At 48.2% G+C, this 23,319-nt stretch carries 18 protein-coding genes; 1 reads left to right on the top strand and 17 read right to left on the bottom strand.

Annotation, left to right across the window (positions count from 1 at the left end):
• Positions 1-19 precede the first annotated feature (19 nt).
• From C7R92_RS00335 to citZ, 12 genes are all read right to left on the bottom strand, one after another.
• The gene (locus C7R92_RS00335) at positions 20-1,594 is read right to left on the bottom strand and encodes a DHA2 family efflux MFS transporter permease subunit (RefSeq protein WP_106832818.1); all 1,575 of its coding nucleotides are present in this window, start codon (positions 1,592-1,594) and stop codon (positions 20-22) included.
• 15 nt (positions 1,595-1,609) lie between these two features.
• Positions 1,610-2,839, bottom strand: a complete 1,230-nt coding sequence (locus tag C7R92_RS00330; protein WP_106832817.1) for an efflux RND transporter periplasmic adaptor subunit — start codon at positions 2,837-2,839, stop codon at positions 1,610-1,612.
• 6 nt (positions 2,840-2,845) lie between these two features.
• Positions 2,846-3,505, bottom strand: a complete 660-nt coding sequence (locus C7R92_RS00325; RefSeq protein WP_069846040.1) for an HlyD family secretion protein — start codon at positions 3,503-3,505, stop codon at positions 2,846-2,848.
• A gap of 9 nt (positions 3,506-3,514) precedes the next feature.
• Positions 3,515-3,943, bottom strand: a complete 429-nt coding sequence (locus C7R92_RS00320; protein ID WP_012685124.1) for a MarR family winged helix-turn-helix transcriptional regulator — start codon at positions 3,941-3,943, stop codon at positions 3,515-3,517.
• Positions 3,944-5,130: 1,187 nt separating this feature from the next.
• A complete protein-coding gene (locus tag C7R92_RS00310) occupies positions 5,131-6,075 on the bottom strand; it encodes a VanW family protein (RefSeq protein ID WP_106832816.1) in 945 nt (314 codons plus the stop codon).
• Positions 6,076-6,167: 92 nt separating this feature from the next.
• Positions 6,168-7,256 (bottom strand): PRK06851 family protein, encoded by a 1,089-nt coding sequence (locus C7R92_RS00305; protein ID WP_069846047.1) that lies wholly within the window; start codon positions 7,254-7,256, stop codon positions 6,168-6,170.
• A 139-nt stretch (positions 7,257-7,395) separates the two neighbouring features.
• Positions 7,396-8,052, bottom strand: coding sequence for a phosphate signaling complex protein PhoU (gene phoU, locus C7R92_RS00300; protein WP_007725330.1), 657 nt, complete (start codon positions 8,050-8,052; stop codon positions 7,396-7,398).
• A gap of 107 nt (positions 8,053-8,159) precedes the next feature.
• Positions 8,160-9,923 (bottom strand): two-component system histidine kinase PnpS, encoded by a 1,764-nt coding sequence (pnpS, locus tag C7R92_RS00295; protein ID WP_106832815.1) that lies wholly within the window; start codon positions 9,921-9,923, stop codon positions 8,160-8,162.
• Positions 9,924-9,936: 13 nt separating this feature from the next.
• Positions 9,937-10,632, bottom strand: a complete 696-nt coding sequence (locus C7R92_RS00290) for a response regulator transcription factor (RefSeq protein WP_017250759.1) — start codon at positions 10,630-10,632, stop codon at positions 9,937-9,939.
• 597 nt (positions 10,633-11,229) lie between these two features.
• Positions 11,230-12,168, bottom strand: a complete 939-nt coding sequence (mdh, locus tag C7R92_RS00285; RefSeq protein WP_017250758.1) for a malate dehydrogenase — start codon at positions 12,166-12,168, stop codon at positions 11,230-11,232.
• A 52-nt stretch (positions 12,169-12,220) separates the two neighbouring features.
• Complete coding sequence (gene icd / locus C7R92_RS00280; RefSeq protein ID WP_017250757.1) at positions 12,221-13,504, bottom strand: NADP-dependent isocitrate dehydrogenase; 1,284 nt, start codon at positions 13,502-13,504, stop codon at positions 12,221-12,223.
• A gap of 153 nt (positions 13,505-13,657) precedes the next feature.
• Entirely contained in the window at positions 13,658-14,770 is a 1,113-nt protein-coding gene (gene citZ / locus C7R92_RS00275) for a citrate synthase (protein ID WP_106832814.1), read from the bottom strand.
• A gap of 427 nt (positions 14,771-15,197) precedes the next feature.
• Between citZ and ytvI the strand changes: the two genes are divergently transcribed.
• Positions 15,198-16,328, top strand: coding sequence for a sporulation integral membrane protein YtvI (gene ytvI, locus C7R92_RS00270; RefSeq protein ID WP_106832813.1), 1,131 nt, complete (start codon positions 15,198-15,200; stop codon positions 16,326-16,328).
• A 77-nt stretch (positions 16,329-16,405) separates the two neighbouring features.
• Here ytvI and C7R92_RS00265 read toward each other — a convergent pair whose 3' ends face one another.
• From C7R92_RS00265 to pfkA, 5 genes are all read right to left on the bottom strand, one after another.
• Complete coding sequence (locus C7R92_RS00265; protein ID WP_069846055.1) at positions 16,406-16,801, bottom strand: FxsA family protein; 396 nt, start codon at positions 16,799-16,801, stop codon at positions 16,406-16,408.
• Between the two features lie 2 nt (positions 16,802-16,803).
• Positions 16,804-17,235, bottom strand: a complete 432-nt coding sequence (locus C7R92_RS00260; RefSeq protein ID WP_106832812.1) for an acyl-CoA thioesterase — start codon at positions 17,233-17,235, stop codon at positions 16,804-16,806.
• Between the two features lie 611 nt (positions 17,236-17,846).
• Complete coding sequence (gene nrdJ / locus C7R92_RS00250) at positions 17,847-20,108, bottom strand: ribonucleoside-triphosphate reductase, adenosylcobalamin-dependent (protein WP_106832811.1); 2,262 nt, start codon at positions 20,106-20,108, stop codon at positions 17,847-17,849.
• Positions 20,109-20,551: 443 nt separating this feature from the next.
• On the bottom strand, positions 20,552-22,306 hold the full coding sequence (pyk, locus tag C7R92_RS00245; protein WP_017250750.1) for a pyruvate kinase: 1,755 nt from the start codon (positions 22,304-22,306) through the stop codon (positions 20,552-20,554).
• Between the two features lie 39 nt (positions 22,307-22,345).
• Positions 22,346-23,305 carry a 6-phosphofructokinase gene (gene pfkA / locus C7R92_RS00240; protein ID WP_106832810.1) on the bottom strand — a complete coding sequence of 320 codons (960 nt, stop codon included), beginning with the start codon at positions 23,303-23,305 and terminating at the stop codon, positions 22,346-22,348.
• Positions 23,306-23,319 lie beyond the last annotated feature (14 nt).

Below are 23,319 nucleotides of genomic sequence, written 5' to 3'. Positions count from 1 at the left end.
GCGGAATTGCCCCTTGCTATTAGGCTGTTGCCTTTTCGGTTGCTGGCACCTGTTGCGTTTTTTTCGGCTTTTTATGCAGGAAGTACAGAAGTGGAATCGAGAGGACAATAGGGATAACGGAGACGAGGAAAGTATCCCCGATGCCTTGGACCAACGATTCTTTTGCCATCATTCCGTACAAAATCGCGCTGGCTCCCCCTGTCGCACTCGCCGCATCTACCCCTACTTGTGCATACATTCCTGAAATGCCACTGATAAACTGCATCGCCATATCCGTATTCAAGTTGTCAGAGATTGAGGCCATATGGAAATTTTGACGCGCCTGCATGATGACTGTCAAAATCGCAATGGCAAACGAACTCATGACTTGGCGCAATACGTTGGACAGCGGAGAGGCATCTCCCACACTTGCACGTGGAACGGCGTTCATCCCTACGGTAGACAGCGTCATCATGCACAATCCGATTCCAATCCCGCGAATGGTCAAGATCATATCGATCCACGAATGCATGCTGTCAGCAGATAGAGTGTGCAGTTCGTACGTCGTGATGCTCATGATGGTCAAGCCGATCAACCCAATCGGTCCGATTCCGTATTTATCCATCAGCTTTCCGCTGATTGGCATCATGATCGCCATGGCAATCGATTGCGGCATCAGCAGAATTCCAGACTCCATGGCCGTCAATCCCTGAATGTTCTGGAGGAAAATCGGCATCAGGAAGATACCGCCCATCATCCCCATCATGACGAAGCCCGAAGTCAAAATACTGATGGTGAAGGTAGGAATCTTCAAAAGCCGCAAATCGAGCAGCGGACTTTCTTTCCCCAGCTCTACCCAAACAAACAGGATCAAGCTCATCACGGCAACGAAAAACAGACTGACGATGAAAAAGGAGGTCCAGCCCTCTGCTTGCCCTTTACTGAAGGCGAGCAGCAGCGTCCCGAAACCGACGATGGCAAGAAATGCTCCCAAAAAGTCGAACTTTAACTCTGGCTTTTTCGGCGTTTCCTTGAGCAGAACAATACTCATGATCACCGCAAAAATACCAAAGGGTACACCGACCAGAAAAAGAAATTGCCAGCTTAAAAATTCGATGAGATATCCACCCAATGTCGGGCCCAGCGCAGGGGCTGTCATGGAAGCAATCCCGAATATCCCCAATGCCATTCCGATCTTTTCACGCGGAACGATCATGTAAATCATCGACATCCCGATAGGCATGATCATCCCCCCACTGACACCTTGCACGACGCGAAAAGCAATCAGCGAAGAGTCACTCCACGCCAAGGCACAAAGGATGGACGAAAATGTAAACGCGGATAAGGAGAGTACAAATATTTTTTTCGCCCCGAATTTGGCAGACAACGAGCCGCTCATCGGAATCATGACGGCGTTTGCCAGCATATATCCGGTCAATACCCACTGCATGGTCTCGGTAGTCGAACCAAAAATATTGACCATGGCAGGCAGGGCAACGTTAATCAAGCTATTGTTCAGAATCGCAACGAAGGTTCCTGAGAGGATGGCGACAAGAGACAGCCACATGCCGCTGTTCCCGCTTGTCTCCTCCCGGTGTGCCACCGCTTCCGCCATGTGTCAACACCCCCGTTAGTTTGCGATCACCTTGCTGCCCTCGGACAGTTTGTCTGTCGGGTTCAGTACAATTTGATCATTGTCTTTGACGCCATTCGTGACAGTTGTCCAGTCGCCGCTTGCGTTCTCTACCGCAACTTCTACCTGGTGTAAAACGTTGTCGCTTACGGTATAGATGTAATGCTTGCTGTCCTTCTCCAGTACAGCTGACGTCGGTAATTTTGTTCCTGGCGTTGCCTGACCTTGGAGCATGACTTCTGCTACCATACCTGCGCGCAGCAAGCCGTCCTGATTATTTACCTTCACTTTGACTGGGAAAGAACTGCTGTTGGTATCCGAAATCGGAGAGACAAACTCAACGGTACCTTTCAGCACTTTTCCCCCCAGACTGCCTACCTTCACATCAACAGTAGAGCCTACCTTCACTTGGTTGATTTGGTTTTCCGGTACGCTTGCTTCTACTTTGACATCTGCCATATTCACTAGCACCATGAGAGGTGTCCCCGCCGCTGCCATTTCTCCCGGGTCAACCGAGCGCTTGGCGACGATACCTGTGATTGGCGCACGAATAATGGTATTGTCATAATTGCTTTTCGCCAGCTCCAGATTGGAGCCCAAACGGCTTACTTCTGCTTGCAGAGCCGCTACCGTGTCGGCAGTTGGGCCTGCTTTTGCCAGATCGTATTGAGCTTGCGCTTGTTCAAGACCTGTACGCGCCTTTTCCAATTCCAGCGAAGATTTCTCCAGCTCAGCCTGGGACAATGCGCCTGCATCAAAAAGTACTTTCATCCGATTGTAGTTGCTCTCGACCACCTTCAGGCTGGCTTCTGCCTGGGTGACAATACTCCCAAGCTGTGTCAGCTGCTCATTGCGCGCGCCTGCTTTCGTATCTCTCAGCTTTGCCTGAGCGCCTGCAATGGCTGCTTGTGCCTGATTGATCTGCTGCTGATAATCAGCTGCCTCCAGCGTGACCAGTACATCGCCCTGCTTGACGACTGCACCTTCTTTTACTTTCACGCTCGCTGCTTTTCCAGATACTTTAGAAACGACTTGGATCTCTTCAGATGCTGCCACCTTACCGTTGGCGATGACACCCGTAGAGGCAGAGGTCACCTTCCACGTCTTCACGACAGGGACGCTCTCGCTCGTTTGCGATGCAGAAGATGTCTCGCTACAGCCCGCCGTAATAATAGAAACGGCCGCCATGACTGTAGCGATTGTTTTCCATTGTGCTGTCTTTTTCATGCTTGATTACATCTCCTTCACGTGCACTTTGATCTCGGCATTCAATCCGGCCACGAGGTCCAGACCTGCTGTGTCATCTATAGCGATTTTGATCGGGATACGCTGGGTTACTTTGGTGAAGTTCCCGCTCGTGTTGGTCGCTGGCATCAAGGAAAATGTAGAATTCGTCGCCTTTCCGATCTCCATCAAATGACCGCCCAATTTCTTACCTGGGTAAGCGTCAATCGTAAAATCGACTTTTTGGCCGAGTTTCAACCGTTCGATCTCAGTCTCTTCCAAATTGGCGGAGATGTACAATTTGTTTTCGTCCATCACGAGAGCTACCGATTGCCCTGTCGAAACAATCTCTCCCTCTTTTGCTTGCGTTTTAATCACGGTACCTGTAATGGGAGAACGCAACACACTGTTTTCCAACATCGTCGTTGCTACGTTAGTTGTATCTTGCTGCCCTACGATTTGGTCCGCTATAACGGTGTCGCCTTCTTTGACAGCGAGTCCGGTCAGTTTGCCTGTCATTTTGGGCATGACGCGATAAATGTCTCCCGCAATCCGAGCATCTTGTGTGGTCACATAATGTGCACCTTGATACCAATAGTAGTAACCGATTCCTCCACCACCTGCCACGAACAGGAGCAAAATGACATACAAAACCAGTTTTCGCTTCATGGTTTCTCCTCAACTTTCTCGTTCTTCTAGTTTCGCAATCAATGTTTCCATCGACTGAATAATGATGTCTAAATCCTCATCGGAAAATCCATGGAAAATACGCTTGTAAAAGTTCTCTGAGAAAAAATCAACCTTTGCGAACAGCTCCGAAATCTTCGGTGTTTTACGAATCCAGACAACACGCCGGTCATTCTCATCACGTACGCGTTCTACGAGTTGTTCTCGTTCCAAACGATCTATGATGCCAGAAACGGTGCTGTACGATAAGTCTACGGCTTTGCTTATCTGACCGATCGTTTTGGGATCAGGGTGTATTTCTCGAATGACCATTAGCTGCGGGACAGTCACACCATATTGGGACAGTTCTTTTGTGGCCATTGTTCCAAATGTCTTGTTCAACCGTTTTAACAAGTCCCGAATATGCAGTGATTTATTCATAGCGCACTCCTTTCTTAAGTAATATTTCGTACACGAAATTTATCACATGAAAACTATACGATGTTTTTCTATCCGTGGCAACTATTTCTTTAGGTTAAACTTTAATTAGGTAACCTTTTTAAAGCATACGTTGGGCGGGCTGTCGTGGTGGGGCGGAAACAGGAGAAAACGCTCCAGCTTCTTGTCCCACCCACTGGGGGATTCACTGCCCGACTCCATGCAAAAAGCGAAACCGCGTCCAAAGTGGTTCATTCAAGATGTGTTTCAGAGGTGGACGCTTAAGAGCGTGTTTCACTTTTTGCATTCCGTCTCGGTCGGTGTACCAAAGATCTTCGCTTTTTTCTCCTGTTTCCTCTACGAGCTTTCCATGTGATCCGATTTTTTAATGTCTTAAAAGATGGTAGAGCCTCATCAGTTACGACAGAGAAGAATATTTCCAGACGTAGCGACTTGTGGAGTCCTACCGAGCGTAGAAGGGATTTGCGGGCAAAAGAAACGCAACGTGCCTGTGCTACGAAGCGGCTACCACTTTTGCGTTTCCCCGCAAATCCCTTCGGAGCGGCCAGTCTAAACATCCCCGAGGGACGGAGCCTGGAGCCTATACTGGAAATATTCTTCTCCCCACCGCAGCCACATATATAGGAATCTTTAGTTGTTGCTGTAGTGCCGAGGAGGAAACAGGAGAAAACCCTCAGCTTCTTGTCCCACCCACTGGGGGATTCACTGCCCGACTCCATGCAAAAAGCGAAACCGCGTCCAAAGTGGTTCATTCAAGATGTGTTTCAGAGGTGGACGCTTAAGAGCGTGTTTCGCTTTTTGCATTCCGTCTCGGTCGGTGTACCAAAGATCTTCGCTTTTTTCTCCTGTTTCCTCTACGAGCTTTCCATGTGATCCGATTTTTTAATGACTTAAAAGATGGTAGAGCCTCATCAGTTACGACAGAGAAGAATATTTCCAGACGTAGCGACTTGTGGAGTCCTACCGAGCGGAGAAGGGATTTGCGGGCAACAGAAACGCAACGTGCCTGTGCTACGAAGCGGCTACCACTTTTGCGTTTCCCCGCAAATCCCTTCGGAGCGGCCAGTCTAAACATCCCCGAGGGACGGAGCCTGGAGCCTAGACTGGAAATATTCTTCTCCCCACCACAGCCTCGTACTAAAAAAGAAAAACCGCCACCCCCTTTACCCTCAAGGAATTGTCGGCCCATTTTCATGCAAAATAGATGGAGCATCCGGTGCTTCCTCAGGGGTCGTGCGGCGTACGCTTGGTACATTTCGTGGCTCATGCTCAATTTCTGGGAAAGAGTGAACCGTCACGTACATGCTTCCGTTGCTCGCGATCGCCCGGATCAAGACTGGATAGGCGTATTTGTTTTGAAACACAAAATCAGGGCCGTACCAGCTCACGGTTGCATCACGGCCTGGAGGTACGTACGCTACGTTTCGACTGTGAGAATAACGCTGCATAATGTGCAAGCCTGCCTGGTCTACCGCATTGAACAAAGTAGACGATACTTGGCAGATTCCTCCCCCGATGCCTTCCGATAGCTCTCCTCTAACAATAATAGGCGCCTGCAAATACCCTTTTTCTTTTGTACGCTGGCCCACTACCTTATTAAAAGAAAAAATTTCTCCTGGCAAGACGACGTAATTGTTAATCGCCTGCGAGGCGAGTTTGATGTTGTGTACACGATTCCGGTTGCCTGCATTGAAATAAGTCGCATACTGTCCGATCCTTTTTTTCCGAACCTGACTCATGAGAGCCTTGTCTACCTTCGGGAATACCTCTTTGTAGCTAACAATCATGCTAGCGGCTCCCGTACCGTAAAAATAATCGTAAAAGCGTGCGCGAAATGCCAGGTCATCTAACCTTCTTCCCTTGGTTTCTGGAACAATGGCCCCGGCGTTATTAATCGTCGCATTGGTGGGCTCGATGTGGGCTTTTTTCGCCACCTCTTCCACCATTCGCGCAAGCTTGCTTTCATCAACCAAAGGAACACCATCAAAGGGAAGAGAATAATCAGCACGATTGAGAATAGCTACCGTCTTGTCCTCCATCTCTATCTGCAAAAAATTCGTCGGGTCGAGGGGATTGATTAACAGTAACAGAGCCAACGTCATAGCAAAACCCATCCGGCTGCTCACCTCCATTCTCCAACAACGATCATCTTCCGTTATTGTAGTATGAGCAGTCGAACAGGTTTCATTCTACGATCTAAATACCATTAGCCCATCTTTGTCAGTCTGCTTACGAGAGCTTGCGAGACAGCCTTTAAACGCTGCTGGTCAACAGCTTCCTGATACGTGGTGTTTAACTGGTCACGCAGCTCTTTGGCCGCGACAAGATTGGCTGTGGCTTCTTTTATTTTTTGGCTATATCTTACCTTAATATCCAATAATTCTTCTTCATATTTCTCATCGGTTCCTGGGGTAATCGCGCGTTCGTACATATCAATAACCTCATCCGTCTCTTTGCTAGGAAAATACTCATGCGGAGCCGTACTGTCAAAAATAGCGAGGCTCTTCTCAGGTACAATCACCATATCGAGGCTGTGTGGGTCCAAACCACAATGGTACACTTCCACATCAAAACCCCGTGTCTGGGCTTCCTTCACCAGCTTTTTCAGCATGGTTGACTTGCCAGAGCCTGGTCTGCCCTTGATGAAGTAACGTTTCTGCAATTGGTCTGTCAGCTTCATGATATGATCGACTGGTCCCTGTGGAGTGGCAGCCCCCAAGTACATACGCCGAACTTTTGCTTTCTTCTCTAGCTGCTCATCTCTGAAGAATAGCGCGATGACTTCTTCCGTGACGCGATTGGCTTCTTCTCTGTCCAGGTTTTCAATGTAAGGGGCTTCCCACTCATCATGGATGCGCAGTGCTTCGCCAAAAGCCAGATAAGCTTCTTCACTCTTGTTAAAAATCTCTTCGTACCAGGCGGCGATCCGGTCTTTGTCATCCACGAGCTGATCAACGTCTACCATCGCCTGCAAATTGACTTGAATTTCTGTTACGCCAGGGGAAGCTGGTCTCCACATGCGCGGATAGCTCCCGTCCATGATCGCTACTTTATAGTGAGGAAAAATGACACCATCAAACTGTCCGTTCACAAAAGGGGAATGAATCCACTCCACTTCGTTTGTTTTTCGTGCCATTTGATTTCCAATCGACTCGATCAGTGGCGATGTAATTCCTTCCACTGTCCCTGTCAAAATATAAACGCGCTCCAAGCCTTCCAATACGGAGTCATAAAATGTCTTGTATCCTCGCGCAGTATTCCCTGCGGCATATATATGGCGCACTTTGTTCGTCATTGCTTTTCCCTCCTGTACATCTTCTCGCTGCGGTTGAAACGATGTATTGTATGCACAATAGGGGAAATAGGCGTCTGTCTACAAAAAGCCGCTGCAAGCTATTATTCATAGCTCACGGCGGCTTTTTGTCATGCGGGTATTATTTATTCAAATCCGTCATTTTACCAGTCGACATATAAATAATCCATTCGCAGATGTTCGTAACATGATCGGCAATCCGTTCCAAATATTGCGCGACCAAGAGCAAATGCGTTCCTTGCGAAATGGCCTGACTGTTTTTCGTCATCAATTCAATCAGATCATGGAAAATCGTGGAGTACAGTTTATCAACAATGTCGTCGCGTGCGGCAATCTCTTCTGCCGCTTCTTTATTGCGTGCAATATACGCATTTAAGCAATCGCGCACCATAGCCTTGACGTGATCAGCCATCATCGGAATGTCGATGAGGGGTTTCACGTACGGGTCCGCCATCAAGCGTCGGGTCGTCTTCGCAATGGAAACGGCATGATCACCCATTCGCTCCAAATCCGTCACCAGCTTCAACATGGTTCCCAAGCGTCGCAAGTCACCTCCGACTGGCTGCTGCAATGCAATGAGACGGAAGCAATCGCTCTGTATTTCTTGCTCCAACTCATTGATCACAGGATCGCTTGCGATAACCTGTTCAGCCAGTTCAGCATCCCGCTCAACCAGACTCTTAATGGATTTATGAATAGCTTCTTCCACCAATGTGCCCATCGTCATGAGCTTGCGGTGCAGTACATCCTGCTGTTCTTCAAAAGCGTGCCGTGACATTTCCCTCTTCCCCCTTCTAGTGTCTGACATGTCAAATGGTACAAGGCGATTGTATTGTAGAAGTAAAGCTACTATTTTGTTTGTGTAAATGTTTTTGCAGCAGCTTTTTAGGTAAGGGGAAGTGTAACTGAGAAGGTTGTCCCTCTTCCTTCCTTGCTCTCCACACTGATATGTCCGTGCAAATTTTCCACGAGATGCTTCACAATTGCGAGGCCCAAACCTGTTCCACCTGAATCGCGGCTACGCGCCTTGTCTACGCGATAAAACCGCTCAAAGATACGCGTGAGATCCTTTTCCGGAATGCCGATCCCGGTATCCATAACTTGAATGGTGATGTATTCGCTGTCTGCCTGTGTCTTAACGTTGATCTTCCCACCTTCTGGCGTATAGGCGATCGCATTCGTCAACAGATTCAAGATGATTTGCTGCAAGCAATCCTTATCCGTCATGAGCCAAATATCTGGCTTCGGTGAAGGGAGTGTAATCGTCAATTCCTTGCGCTGTGCCTGGTCATGCATGATGGCAACTGCCGAACTGATCAAATCCTGCAAGTGAACCTGACTCAGATGCAAGGGGATTCGCTTCTGCTCGATTTTGGACAGGTCTAAAATATCGCGGATCATCCGGTAGAGTCGCTCGCTCTCATCTGAGATGATTTGCAGGAAGTTGCGACATGTTTCCTCGTCCTGCATCGCCCCTTCAAGCAAGGTCTCCGTGAAGCCCTTGATCGAGGTAATCGGCGTGCGTAGCTCATGCGATACGTTAGCCACAAAATCACTGCGCATCTTCTCCAAGCGGCGAATGTCGGTGATGTCATGCAGCACCACGACTACACCCCTCGACTCCCCCTTGAAGTTAATATAGGGAGCAAAATTCACGTCAAGGATGCGTTCCTGCGGATAATAGATGTGTACCTCTTGGCGGAACTTCTCGCTTCTGTCGAGACACCTGTCGATGTATTGGCTGAGCCCAAAGCTCTTGCCTGCCTCGATATGCAGCTTCCCTACGATCTCATGTCCAGCAGTCCCCAACAGCTTTTCAACGGCGGGATTGACTAGCATGATCCGACGTTGCTCAGAAATGAAGATCACGCCACTCGTCATATTGGTCAGCACACCTGCTAGGCGCTGCTGATTCTCCGAGATTTCGTACATCTGCTGCTCCAGGCTCGATGCCATGAAGTTGATCGCTCCTGCAAGCTGACCAATCTCATCCTTTGCTTTGATTCTCACACGGCTCTCGTATTGGCGCTGTGTAATGTTACGGGCTACCCGGGTGATCTCCTCGATCGGACGAATAATGGAAAAGGAAATGCGGGAAACGACAATCGATCCGACTACCAAAGTAACCAATAAACCGGTGAGCAAGCTGTACCACATCTTGTGGATCGTATCGGTAATATCTTTCATCGACATCGCTGAACGAACAACACCGAATATTTCGTTGTTCAGTTCAACAGGTACTGCAACGTACATCATGTCATAGCCAAGCGTCTCACTGAAACGGCGGGAAATCCCTGTTTCTCCTTTTAACGCTGCCATCATCTCCGGTCGATCATGATGGTTTTCCATCTCTTCTGAGTGGGAGGAGTTGTCGTACATCACCTGACCATCCTTGTCGATAATGGTAATCCGCACTTCATCCGTTGGCGCTACTTGTGTGACCCGATCCGCTAACGTCGCTTTATCGGTAAAGACGTTCGGGAAACGGACCGCCTGAGAGATGAGCTTCGACTCGCGGGACAATAGCTCATTCAGTGATTGGAGGTAGGAATTCTCCAGCACTTTGGCAAAATACATCCCCATCACCAATAGTACGAGAGAGATTAAACCCAAAATAGTCAAAGTGAGTTTGATTCGAAAGCGAGTCAAGGTAAATCCTCCGTTATCCTTCCAATTTGTATCCTAATCCGCGAACTGTTTTGATGTATTTCGGGTTCTTCGTGTCATCCTCAAGCTTTTCGCGCAAATGACTGACATGCACGTCTACAATTCGAGAATCCCCGATGAAATCATAGTTCCAAACAGCGTTCAACAATTGATCGCGCGTCAGTACACGCCCTTGGTGGCTCGCTAAATAGTTAAGCAGCTCGAATTCCTTTGGCGTCAGCTCAACCTTCACGTCTTTACAAAACACTTCGTATTTCTCCGGATAGATGCGAATATCCCCAAATTGGAGCAACACATCTTGAGGCGCTGTAGTCGCTTCTGGTGTGGTCTGAAACCGCCGCAGGATGGCCTTCACGCGGGCAATTACTTCTCTCGGGCTAAAAGGCTTTGTCAAATAATCATCAGCACCAAGCTCAAGCCCCAAAATCTTGTCGAGCTCATCATCTTTCGCTGTAAGCATCAAGATCGGGGTATTATTGCGTTCCTGGCGCAAGGTTTTGCATACATCCATTCCATCCATCTTGGGAAGCATCAAATCAAGAATGATAAAATCAGGCTGCTCGCTCTTGACCATGTCCAAGGCCTGTTTACCGTCAAAAGCAGTCACGACCTGAAAACCTGATTTTTCAAGATTAAATTGCAATAGCTTTACAATGGAAGCTTCGTCATCCACTACCAATACTTTAATCATCTGTCTGTTTCCCCCTAGCGTTGCAATGCTTGCGCTCGATTTTCTAACCTACGTCCCCTGAAAAATGCTTCTCTCTACAATACTCAGTCTGCCAAGGCTCATTGCGGAAAACAAGTAATTTTTTTGTAAAGACATGCTGAAAGGGCATATAGAACTTATTGCTTGGCAATAGTATTCCGCTTTTAGGTAAAGGTATCTACTTTAAAAATCTTAGTTGTCTTCCAGCTATAGTGCTCGGGAGAAGCCCTGCCACATGTTTTCCAGTCGCCTGTATCCTCTCTTCGTTCGGGCGGTCTCCTTCCAAACATGTGACAGTGCTTTCCTACAGCTGTGGATGTATTTCGTGCTTTTAGTACGTTTTGCAAGTCAACACAGCGGAGCTTTTGAAGGCACTTCTTAGATTCTACTTTTAGATAAAGAAAAAGCTGCGTAGAAGAAGCGAATTTCAGGCCAAGCGCCTCTGGAGCGGACAGTCAATCCCCTTTGCAGGGCGTAGGCCGAAGCGTAGACTGGGAATTCGCTTCTTCCCCCACTAGAGCCACTTTATCAAGCAAAAAAGACGCCTTCCCATAGAAAGGCGTCTTACATGTATGGATCTTATTTCAAAACAGCCATGACGCTGCGTACAGAGTCAGCAGACTTGTCGAGAGCTGCTTTCTCTTCGGCAGTCAAATCCAATTCGATGATTTTCTCGATCCCGTTTGCGCCGAGCAGAGTCGGTACCCCCAGGTAAAGATCATTGTAGCCGTACTCTCCTTGCAGAAGAGCGATGGATGGCAGAATGCGTTTTTTGTCCTTGATGATGGCTTCAGCCATTTGTACCAAGGAAGCCGCAGGTGCGTAGTAAGCGGAACCGTTCCCCAAAAGGTTTACAATCTCGCCGCCGCCCTTGCGGGTACGCTCTACGATGGCATCCAGACGGTCTTTCGGGATTAATTTTTCCAATGGGATACCACCAGCATAAGAGTAGCGAACCAATGGAACCATGTCATCACCGTGACCACCCAAAACGAAGCCTGTTACGTCTTCTACAGATACGTTCAACTCCATAGCCACGAAGGTACGGAAACGAGCCGTATCCAGAACGCCGGATTGACCGATTACGCGTTCTTTCGGAAAGCCGGACGTTTTGAAGAAGGTGTACGTCATCGCGTCAACTGGGTTGGACAGTACGAGCACGATAGAGTTAGGTGCATATGTTTTTACTTGCTCTGCAACAGATTTCATAATGCCAGCATTGGTGTTAACCAGGTCATCGCGGGACATGCCAGGCTTGCGGGCAATACCTGCTGTGATGATGACGAGATCAGCATCTTTGATGTCTTCATAGTTCGCAGTACCTGTGATGCTTGCATCAAAGCCTAATACTGGTGAGGATTCCATCATGTCGAGTGCTTTACCTTTTGTTGGGTTTTCCAGTTGCGGAATGTCAACCAATACTATGTCGCCCAGCTCTTTTTGCCCCAAAATGAATGCAGTTGTTGCACCAGTGAAGCCACTACCGATAACAGCGATTTTTTTACGGTTGAATGCCATGAACTATTCCCCTCCAAAAATGTAAGTGTAAAAATTTGTACCCAAATCTATCTTACATGTTTTGAATCAGAGCGTCAGCAAACTCGGAGCATTTCAGTTCTTGTGCGCCTTCCATCAAACGAGCGAAATCGTATGTTACTGTTTTCGCGGAGATGGTTTTTTCCATGGAGTTGATGATCAGGTCAGCTGCTTCGTTCCAGCCCAGGTGACGCAGCATCATTTCTCCGGACAGGATCACGGAGGATGGGTTTACTTTATCCAAACCAGCGTATTTTGGAGCTGTACCATGAGTTGCTTCGAAGATCGCATGGCCAGTCAGGTAGTTGATGTTTGCACCTGGAGCGATACCGATACCGCCTACTTGTGCAGCCAGTGCGTCAGATACATAGTCACCGTTCAGGTTGAGTGTTGCTACTACATCGTACTCAGCTGGACGAGTCAGGATTTGTTGCAGGAACGCGTCAGCGATAACATCTTTCACGATGATTTTGCCAGCTGCTTCTGCTTCTTTTTGTGCTTTGTCAGCGTCGCCGCCTTCAGCTTTGATGCGATCGTATTGAGCCCAAGTGAACACTTTGTCGCCGTATTCTGCTTCAGCCAGTGCATATCCCCAGCTTTTGAAAGCACCTTCCGTGAACTTCATGATGTTGCCTTTGTGCACGAGGGTAACAGATTTGCGCTTGTTTTCGATCGCGTAGTCGATCGCTGCACGAACCAGACGCTCTGTACCATCTTTGGAAACAGGCTTGATACCGATACCAGAAGTTTCTGGGAAGCGGATTTTCTTCACGCCCATTTCGTTTTGCAGGAAGTCGATTACTTTTTTCACTTCTGGAGTACCTTCAGCCCACTCTACGCCAGCGTAGATGTCTTCAGTGTTCTCGCGGAAGATTACCATGTCAGTCAATTCAGGATGTTTCACTGGGGATGGAACACCATCGAAGTATTGAACAGGACGTACGCAAGCATACAGATCCAGCTCTTGACGCAGTGCTACGTTGATGGAACGGATACCGCCACCTACTGGTGTAGTCAAAGGACCTTTGATTGCGATCAGGTATTCACGAACAGCAGTCAGAGTATCTTCTGGCAGCCACTCGTTGTATTGGTTGAAGGATTTTTCACCTGCGAATACTTCGAACCAAGCGATTTTCTTCTCGCCTTTGTAAGCTTTTTCTACAGCTGCATCCAGAGCGCGAACGGAAGCTTTCCAGATATCAGGGCCAGTACCGTCACCCTCGATGAAAGGAATGATCGGATTGTTTGGAACTACCAATTTACCGTTATCCACAGTAATTTTTTCGCCTACAGTTGGTTGCGTCAGGTTTTTAAACACAAAAAATCCCTCCAGTGTTATATATATTAGGTGATTATGAATATTTCCAGACGTAGGAGAACTACCACTCACTTGTGGTAGTTCTCAAGCTTGCGCTCAGGAGCGATCAGCCTGGCTGACCACCTGCCCTCCACGCTCGAAAATAGCGAGTTCTTAGCGGCGGTCAATCGGAACGTAGTGTTGGTTGACCGGACCGGTGTAATCCGCGCGAGGACGGATCAGGCGATTATTTTCATACTGTTCCATGATGTGTGCCGTCCAACCGGACATACGGCTGATGGCAAAGATCGGGGTGAACAGGTCTGTTTCAAGACCGAGTGAGATGTAAACAGATGCGGAGTAGAAGTCAACGTTTGGCTTCAAGCCTTTTTCGCCGGAAATCATTTCATCGATCTTCACAGACATCTCATACAGCTCAGGGTGACCGATTTGCGCGGTCAGTGCTTTGGACATGTCTTTCAGCCATTTCGCACGTGGGTCACCGTCTTTGTATACACGGTGTCCGAAGCCCATGATTTTTTCCTTGTTATCCAGCTTGGTGCGGATATAGGATTCTACGTTAGCCATTCCGCCGATTTCGTTCAGCATTTTCGCTACTGCTTCATTAGCGCCACCATGCAGAGGGCCTTTGAGCGTACCGATTGCGGACACGATACCGGAATAAATGTCAGTCAGAGTCGCAACAGATACGCGAGCAGAGAATGTAGATGCATTAAACTCATGGTCAGCATGCAGGATCAGAGCAACATCAAATGCTTTAACAGCCGTTTCTGTTGGCTCTTGGCCTGTGAGCATGTAGAGGAAGTTTTGTGCAATCGTGAAATCTGCACGTGGAGCTACTGGCTCCAGACCTTTACGCATACGCTCGTAAGCAGCGATCAAGGTAGGAGTTTGTGCCATCAGACGGATAGATTTCCGATAGTTGGCTTCAGGAGACATATCTTGCGCTTCTGTGTCGTAGAGCGCTAGCGAAGAGACAGCTGTGCGCAACGCCGCCATTGGGTGTACGCCTTTTGGATAGTGGCGAATGCTTTCCAGCACTTCTTGGGCCACTGCTGCATTTTCACCCAATTGTTTTTTCAAAGCGTCTAGCTGATCACGCTTCGGTAACGCTCCATGCCAGAGCAAATATACAACCTCTTCAAAAGTTGCATGTTCTGCCAGCTCATCGATGTTGATCCCGCCATAGCAAAGAACCCCATCGACGATCGAACAGATGGATGATTGAGCGGCAACAACGCCTTCAAGTCCACGAGTAGTTGTCATAGAACTCCCTCTCCTTTTCCACTCAAGTAGTAGTGCTTATCTAGTCTTCGCTTGTCCGCCATGACTGATAAACGACCTGATCACGTTCAAAAAAGACGACTCTTTTTGAACATCCTATCTATGCAATTGTAAGCAGCGGTTTCTTTCATCCACCACTCTTGACAGGGAATGTATCCACGCAAATCCTCACAAGGTCGTACATGAAAATGACGCTCGTGTAAGGGGAGAGGCGAGAGAAAAGAATCCACTAAGACGACCCAATTATAAAAGATTATTGCGATTTTGTGAATAAGGTTGGCGAAAAAATGTTTCGAAGGGTGAAACGGAGTTTTGTTTTTTCGCGATTCTTGCTCCACCTATCAGGCATGCTGCATAATAGAGACATCAGTAATTTGTTCGCACTTTCGCGGTGGAAAGGAGAAATCGTTTGAATCAGGAAAACTGGGTAGAGCGCCTCTTTCAAATCATTCGCTTGTTATGGGTTTGCCTGCTTGTCTATGTAGGGATTTGGGTATTCCAACATGCAACACCCTTACTGTACCCATTTATAATCGCTTTAATCATTGCGCTCGTCATCAACAAACCAGTTACGTTCATGACTAGAAAGTTCAGGATTCCACGCTGGCTTTCTGTCATTATCGCGCTCTTGGTTTTGATGCTGCTCGCGGGCGGAGTGGTCACACTGATTATCACGGAAACGGTCGTGGAAATCGGAGAGCTGGCCAAACGTTTACCAGTCGTTTCACAGGAGCTAGCCCATTATTTGCAAAATACGATTTCTCAAGACTTCTTGATGGGCATTTACAATCAGATTCAGTGGTTTTACGATCAGCTCGATCCAAGTTATAAGGATAAGCTTACCAGTACGGTAGGCAGTGCGATCTCGACTATCACGAATGTCGGACAGGACTTGATCGTCAAATTCCTGGATGGATTGAAAAACCTGCTTGTCTCACTCCCGAATATGGCAACAGTTTCCGTCATTTCCATCATGGGTGCCTTCTTTATCTCCAAAGATTTTGCTCTCTGGGAAGCGCGGGCTCGCCGTCTTTTGCCAAAAGGGGTAAACAGCCGTCTCGATCAGATTTTTATCGATTTGCGCAATGCCTTGTTCGGATTCGTCAAGGCGCAGCTGACTCTCATCTCCTTAACTGCTGCCATCGTGATTATTGGTCTGTTGTTCATGCGTGTCGAATACGCAATTACGATTGGCTTGATCACGGGCTTGGTCGATCTCTTGCCTTATCTTGGAACCGGGACCGTCTTCGTTCCTTGGATCATCTACATGTTTTTCAAAGGCAATTACACGATGGTTATCGGCTTGTCCATCTTGTACGGGGTCGTCTTGATTTTCCGGCAAATTATCGAGCCAAAAGTCGTTGCGGAGAACGTCGGGCTCGATCCTCTCCTCACGCTGGTCGCACTGTTTGTCGGCCTCCAGTTGTTCGGATTCTTGGGCTTGATCATCGGACCTGTTTCACTTGTCATGATCAATGCTTTGGTAAAAGCCAACGTCTTCGAAGATATATGGGGCTACATCCGTGGGAAGAAAACCTGACCCAATGTAAAAAGAACCGCTTGCGAGCAGCATGTCACACAGCTCGTAGCGGTTCTTTTTTATTGGGAATAGCTGTATTAGCGGCGAAAAAACAATTGAACACGACCAGACGAGATGAGGTTCCACAACCAGCGCTTCAACAGATGACGAATAATCATCCGTGTGTACGGAATGAGGAAGACCAGTCCAATCACATCCGTGACGAATCCAGGCAACAAAAGCAAAATGCCACCGATCAAGATCAAAACACCATCGATGAGCGAATCCGTAGGCATTTGCCCACGCGCCAACTGGTGTTGGACCATCCGGAATACTTGCATCCCCTGCTGCCTCGCTAGCCAAGCTCCCAAGATCCCCGTGAGAATGACCAGCACGACTGTATTCCAACCACCGATCCACGATCCAATGGTAATAAGCCCCCAAAGCTCTAATCCAAACGCGACGACAAACAGAATGGCAAAAAAACGGAACATGCCTATTCCCCTCCTTTATGCTGGGAATCCAACCAATCATAGATGTCAGGCTCCGCTAGCGACAAGCGAATCGGCCTCAAAGCTGTGTTGGTAAATACATGCATCGTCTCTCCTGACACCAACAGCTGTTGGTCAGGCCATCTAACAATCTCGTAAGAAAAAGTGAGACGGACAGGACTGATCTCTTTTACACGTGTCCGTATTTCTACCTCATCGTCATAGCGGGCGGGCTGTTTGTAAGAGATGTTCGCATCTGTGACAGGCAAAAGTACGCCTTTTTCCTCAAGCTCACGATAGGTGATCCCCGCATAGCGAATCAATTCTGTTCTTCCTACTTCAAACCAGTTCAAGTAATTCGTATGGTAGACCACACCCATCTGATCGGTTTCGCCATAGCGGACGCGCAATCGATGGGAATGAATAATGGGAGTCATTTTGGAATCGCTCCTTCCTCTATAAAATGATTGTACCATAGTCCCGCTGCGTGGCTGTAGTGGTGGGGAGGAAACAGGAGAAAACGCACAGATTCTTGTCCCACCCGCTGAAGGATTCAATGCCCGCCTCCATGCAAAAAGCGAAACCGCGTCCAAAGTGGTCCACTCAGGATGCATTTCAGAGGTGGACGCTTAAGAGCGTGATTCGCTTTTTGCATTACGTCTCGGTCGGTGTACCAAAGATCTTCGCTTTTTTCTCCTGTTTCCTCTACGAGCTTTCCATGTTCTCCGTGGTTTAAAATCCTTAAAAGAATGAAGAATCTAGTTCAGTTACGCCAGAGAAGAATATTTCCAGGCGTAGCGACTTGTGGAGTCCTACCGAGCGGAGAAGGAATGAGCGGGAAATAGAAACGCAACGTGCCCGGGCTACGAAGCGGCTACCACTTTTGCGTTTCCCCGCGAATCCCTTCGGAGAGGGCAGTCTTGACCCCCAGCAGGACGGAGCCTGGAGCCTAGACTGGAAATATTCTTCTCTCCAGTACAGAAACATAAAAAAACAGAGGCAGACTGATTTTTTCAGTCTACCTCTGCCTCTTATTTATTCAAATCGCTTAACGAATCGGGCAAGCGCCGCCTTCGCAAGATTCAGCCGTGGACAGATCAGCCTCGCCGCCGGTTTCATACTGCTGCAAAATCGCAGGATCAAATGGCTTCATGGACTGCTTCATTGCCTCGTACTGTTCTTTGGTGCACTCTTCATATGGAGCCAATTGGTAGTTTCCGCCATCCAATTGCAAGAAGGATACACCTACGAAATTATCCCAGTTATCGTAAACGATGTCTTCTACTTCTACCCACTCTTCCTTGCGAACCGTAATGGTGTTCGAAGAGTTGTGCTCGGTATATTCTTTCTGGAAACGGAAGTACGTATCGAATTGGCGTTTTGCACTTACTTCGTTCTTCGTTTCTTCTGCGCCCGATGCTACAGGGAAATCGATTACGAGTGTACGTGCATTTGCCATGCGCTCTTCATACGTTTCGCCTGGTGTTCCTACCTCTGGGTTGACTGTCCAGCCGAGAGTTTGTACCGCTTTTGCTAATGGATCCTCAGCATTGATGCGAATGCGGCGGATGTAGTATGGCGAATGGGACCAGTGCAGACCGCTGGAGACACCACCAGCTACCTGAGACAGCGTACCTTCCGGCTTCACTGTCGTTACCAAGAGTGGAGAGTTCACACGCAGCTCATACGCATAACGGTTCGCCTCGTCACGAGCAGCATCGCCCAGCTGACGCAGGAGTTCGAGCTCTTGCTCTTCTGTATAGCCCAGGGATGCCAACGCATCCTTCACACCAGTAAGGGAAGTTCCGAGCAAACGGTCACGCTGTTGAACAGTATCCCAATGTGGCAGTTCCAACGTAACCAGCGTCATGCGCAGACCGGCACGAGCAGATTTGCGTTGTGCTTCCAGCAAGCCATCTAGATCCAGATACTTGGAGCCATCCTCGTGATCCTTCACGAATTCAACCAAATTGACTGTCGTCAGGTTGCAGACGCCATAAGAATCGAGCAGGATTTCTGCACAAGGGTTCAAGCCCTCTGCATTTGGACGACGACGGTTTGCTTCTTCCAAGTTGATGAAGCCTGGTTCGCCTTCCAATTGCATCAAAGTGAACACGAGGTTCAAGAATGGCTTGGTCGGTTGTTTGGTAAAGGCGATGGAGTTGTTGGACATACGGCGGTGATCCAGACCGCTGCGTCCGTCTCCTACATTTTGGATGCTGTCAAACCATACAGGCTTGTGTTCTCCCAACAACTCGCCTACACGACGGTGATGGTTCAGCTGATCCTCAGTCCAGAAGCCGTTGATGCCGTATTTCGCCAGCATGCACTCGTAGTCATCGTGATCGAACAGGAAAATTTCCGCTGTACGGCGCACGCCACCTACTACGACGTTTGCTCCGATGAGGTTTCCGATGTCGAGAATATGTATCGGACGGATTTTGCCGTATCCTTTTTCATCACTCTCGATGGATGCCAAATGCTGGTCGATTTGGTTTTTCAACACTTTATCGATTCCTTCAAACATTTCGCGAAGCGGCTCATGACCACTAGCAGTACCACCAAAACGCTTCAGTCGCTCGCCTTTCGGACGCACGCTGTTATAAGAGATTTTCACGGTGTGAATGTGTTCGTAAGTGGAATCTGTCAAAATTTGCAAATAGAGACGGAGGGATTCTACCCAGCCTTCTTTACTGTCGCCCACATAAATTTTGGCAAAGCCGTTATCCAGTACATTCAGCTCAGAACGCTCCAGGCGTTGATGCTTTGGCAGCGGTCTGTATTCAGAAGAAAGCAGGGAAACATTCGTGCGAATCGGGCCCAGTCCAGCAGCCATTTCCTTCGTGCATTTGAAACCTACGCCAGTTCCTACCAAGAGAAGGTAGAACAAATCGCCCAAGTCATCCCAAGACTTGATGTTCAGGAAGGAGCAGTTGAAGTTCGCCAACGGATACAAATCCGCTACGCCGTTGTCTGCACCGCCAACCCACAAGGTACGGCCAGACAAAAACTGGCGAAGGTTGAACATGTTGTCAAACAATCCTTCTGCCTCTTTTTCCATTGCGCGAGAATCGGCGTACAATCCGATTTTGTTCAAATGCTGATAAGCCAGCTTAATATTGTAATCCACCGAGCGGCGGCAAGTTTCTTTCCACGTTTCGCGTCTTCCTTTTTCCGGAACAAAGCGAGAATAAGTACGGTAGTAAACGAATTGTCCCAGAGGACTCATATGAATCGGAAAATCAGGATATTGATTTAAGAATTCATCCCGCAAAAATTGAGTTCGGGATACGGTTTCGGTCGCCAGCATATCGTTCCTCCTTCGAATCTTTCCTCTCTAGTTTAACTATCTTCATCTGTAAAACTCAATAGTTTTACCTATATATTGTGCGAAATAATTTTCGACAATACTAGATGTTGTGTTTGCTCTAAAAAAAACACTTGACACAAAATCCCGAACATTGGACGTACAGAAGAACCGTTTTATGTTCAGCCTTTTCCTGGCAGCGAGCGCTACAACACCCATTCTGTCATGATTTGGAAACTACGAACGTATGGATTTAATCCGTCCTGACACAAAGCCACCGACCGATTTTAACAGATTCCCACTCGCTTTGCACCACCTAATAATCACCGTTATCTGGTAAAACTTATCAGGTAGTTCGTCGGCTAATCCTTTTTGCACCAAGCCAAAAAAGGGTGACGCTTGGTCACCCTTCAGAGGCATTCTCTATTAAAGATGGATAGTATTACCTACAGAATCCGGGCATGTCCTGAGTAAATATGCCCACGTTCAGAATCCACCGTTACGATTTGTCCGTCCTTCAATACATCCGTAGCAAATTGCACTCCTACGATGACTGGAACGCCGAGATTCAAGCCTACGATGGCTGCGTGAGAGGTAAGTCCCCCCTCTTCGCAAATCACCGCTCCAGCCTTGCCAAACGCTTCAATCATATCGGAGTCCGTACCGATGGTTACCAGAATTGCTCCTTCTTCTACCTTTGCCAGCGCTTCTTCAGCAGATCTAGCAATAATTACCTTGTTTGTAACAACTTTTCGGCCGATTCCTTGTCCTTTTGCTACCACATCGCCAATGACATGGATTTTCATCAGGTTCGTTGTCCCAACTTCACGCACAGGTACACCTGCTGTGATCACAACGAGATCGCCATGACGGACGAAGCCTGCATCAAGCGCCTCCTGGACAGACATCTCCAGCATTTCATCCGTTGTATTCGCCATTTCGCCCTTCACCGGATACACGCCATTTACGAGTGCAAGACGGCGAATAATCGCTTCATGCGGCGTTACAGCCACGATTGGTGCTTTTGGACGGAACTTTGATACCATGCGAGCTGTATGTCCGCTTTCGGTCGCAGTAATGATTGCCGCTGCGTCCAGATCCAGTGCTGCATTGGATACAGCTTGGCTGATAGCATCTGTAATCGTCACTTGTTTGAGCTGTGCTTGTGCGTACAAGATCTCGCGATAATTCAGCTCTTGCTCTGCACGTACAGCAATGCGCACCATGGTCTCGACAGACTCAACCGGGTATTTACCGGCAGCCGTCTCTCCAGAGAGCATGATTGCGTCTGTACCATCGAAAATGGCATTCGCAACGTCACTTGCTTCCGCACGTGTCGGGCGCGGGTTGCGTTGCATGGAATCAAGCATTTGTGTCGCCGTAATGACTGGCTTCGCAAGCTCGTTACACTTCTTGATCAGCTTCTTCTGAACAAGTGGCACTTCTTCTGCCGGAATCTCTACGCCCAAATCACCGCGCGCAACCATGATTCCATCTGTTACTACCAGAATTTCGTCTACGTTATCGACGCCTTCCTGGTTTTCGATTTTCGCGATAATATCGATACGCACGTTATGGCGCTCCAGGATTTTGCGAATCTCCAAGATATCCGATGCTTTTCGGACGAAGGAAGCCGCAATGAAATCGACTCCTTGTTCAATACCGAATTCGATATCCTGTGCATCCTTTTCTGTGATACCTGGCAAGTTGATTTTGACTCCCGGAACATTGACGCCTTTTTTGCTCTTCAGTGTTCCACCGTTTTTAATCAAGCAGATGATTTCAGTGTCCCGTACTTCTTGTACAGTCAACCCGATCAAGCCGTCGTCGATCAAGATTGTATCGCCGATTTTTACATCTCGAGGCAATTCCGGATACGTAATGGAGACGCGCTCTGCAGTACCCGCTACTTCCTCGATAGTGAGGATCAACGTATTTCCTTCTACGAGCTCGACTGCATCTACTGCAAGCGTACCCGTGCGAATTTCAGGACCTTTTGTATCCAACAGGATTGCAACAGGTTTTCCGGTTTCTTTTGATGCCTGACGAATGTTTACAATTCGCGCCGCATGCTCCTCATGGGAACCGTGCGAGAAATTCAAACGCGCTACGTTCATTCCTGCTTCGATCAGTTTTTTCAGTGTTTCAACCGATTCACTTGCCGGTCCGATGGTACATACGATTTTTGCTTTCCTTAACATAGGATGTAAGCCTCCTCTACACTCCGAAAACTGTCAGTTTTATATAGATAGCGTGCGCGCCAATTGATAAATAGATAAATCCAATTGATGCTTTGTCACCAATGCTTCTTGAAAATCGACATCAACGATCTGGTTGTTCTGAATCCCAACCATTCGGTCCTGCTTGCCTTCCAGCAACAAATCGACAGCTGCTGCACCCATTCGGCTCGCAAGCATTCGGTCCATCGCAGTAGGGGAACCACCGCGCTGGATATGACCCAGTACCGTTACGCGAGTCTCCCAGCCTGTCTCTTTCGTAATCGCTTCGGCATAAGAAGCGGCACTTCCTACCCCTTCCGCCACAATGATGATGGAATGCTTTTTGCCACGGCGTTGTCCAGCATGCAGACGCTCAATAATATCGTCCATCTCCTGCGACGCTTCCGGGATAATAATGGACTCGGCACCAGCTGCAAGCCCTGCCCACAATGCCAGGTCGCCAGCATCTCGCCCCATCACTTCAATAATGTACGTGCGTTCATGCGAGGTGGCCGTATCGCGGATTTTATCGATCGCTTCCACAACGGTATTCAATGCCGTATCAAACCCAATTGTGAAATCGGTGCACGGAATATCATTATCAATCGTACCCGGTACACCAATGGTCGGGAAGCCTTTTTCGGTCAGCTTCTGTGCACCGCGAAACGACCCGTCTCCCCCAATCACAATCAGACCCTCAATTCCATGAACACGTAATTGCTCCACTGCTTTTTGCTGTCCGGCTTCCGTCTTGAACGCTTCACTGCGAGCGGAGTAGAGAATGGTTCCTCCCCGTTGGATAATATCCCCAACAGAGCCCAGAGACATCTCCTTGATATCTCCCCTCATCAGCCCTTCGTATCCGTGGTAAACCCCAAACATTTGTACCTCGTGAAAATGAGCACGACGCACTGCCGCCCGGACTGCGGCATTCATTCCAGGAGAATCTCCACCGCTAGTGAGAACTGCAAGTTTTCGCATGGAATCCACCTCTC

Source organism: Brevibacillus porteri (assembly GCF_003013475.1).
GTDB classification, from domain to species: Bacteria; Bacillota; Bacilli; order Brevibacillales; family Brevibacillaceae; genus Brevibacillus; species Brevibacillus porteri.
This window is presented reverse-complemented; position numbering and strand designations above follow the sequence as displayed.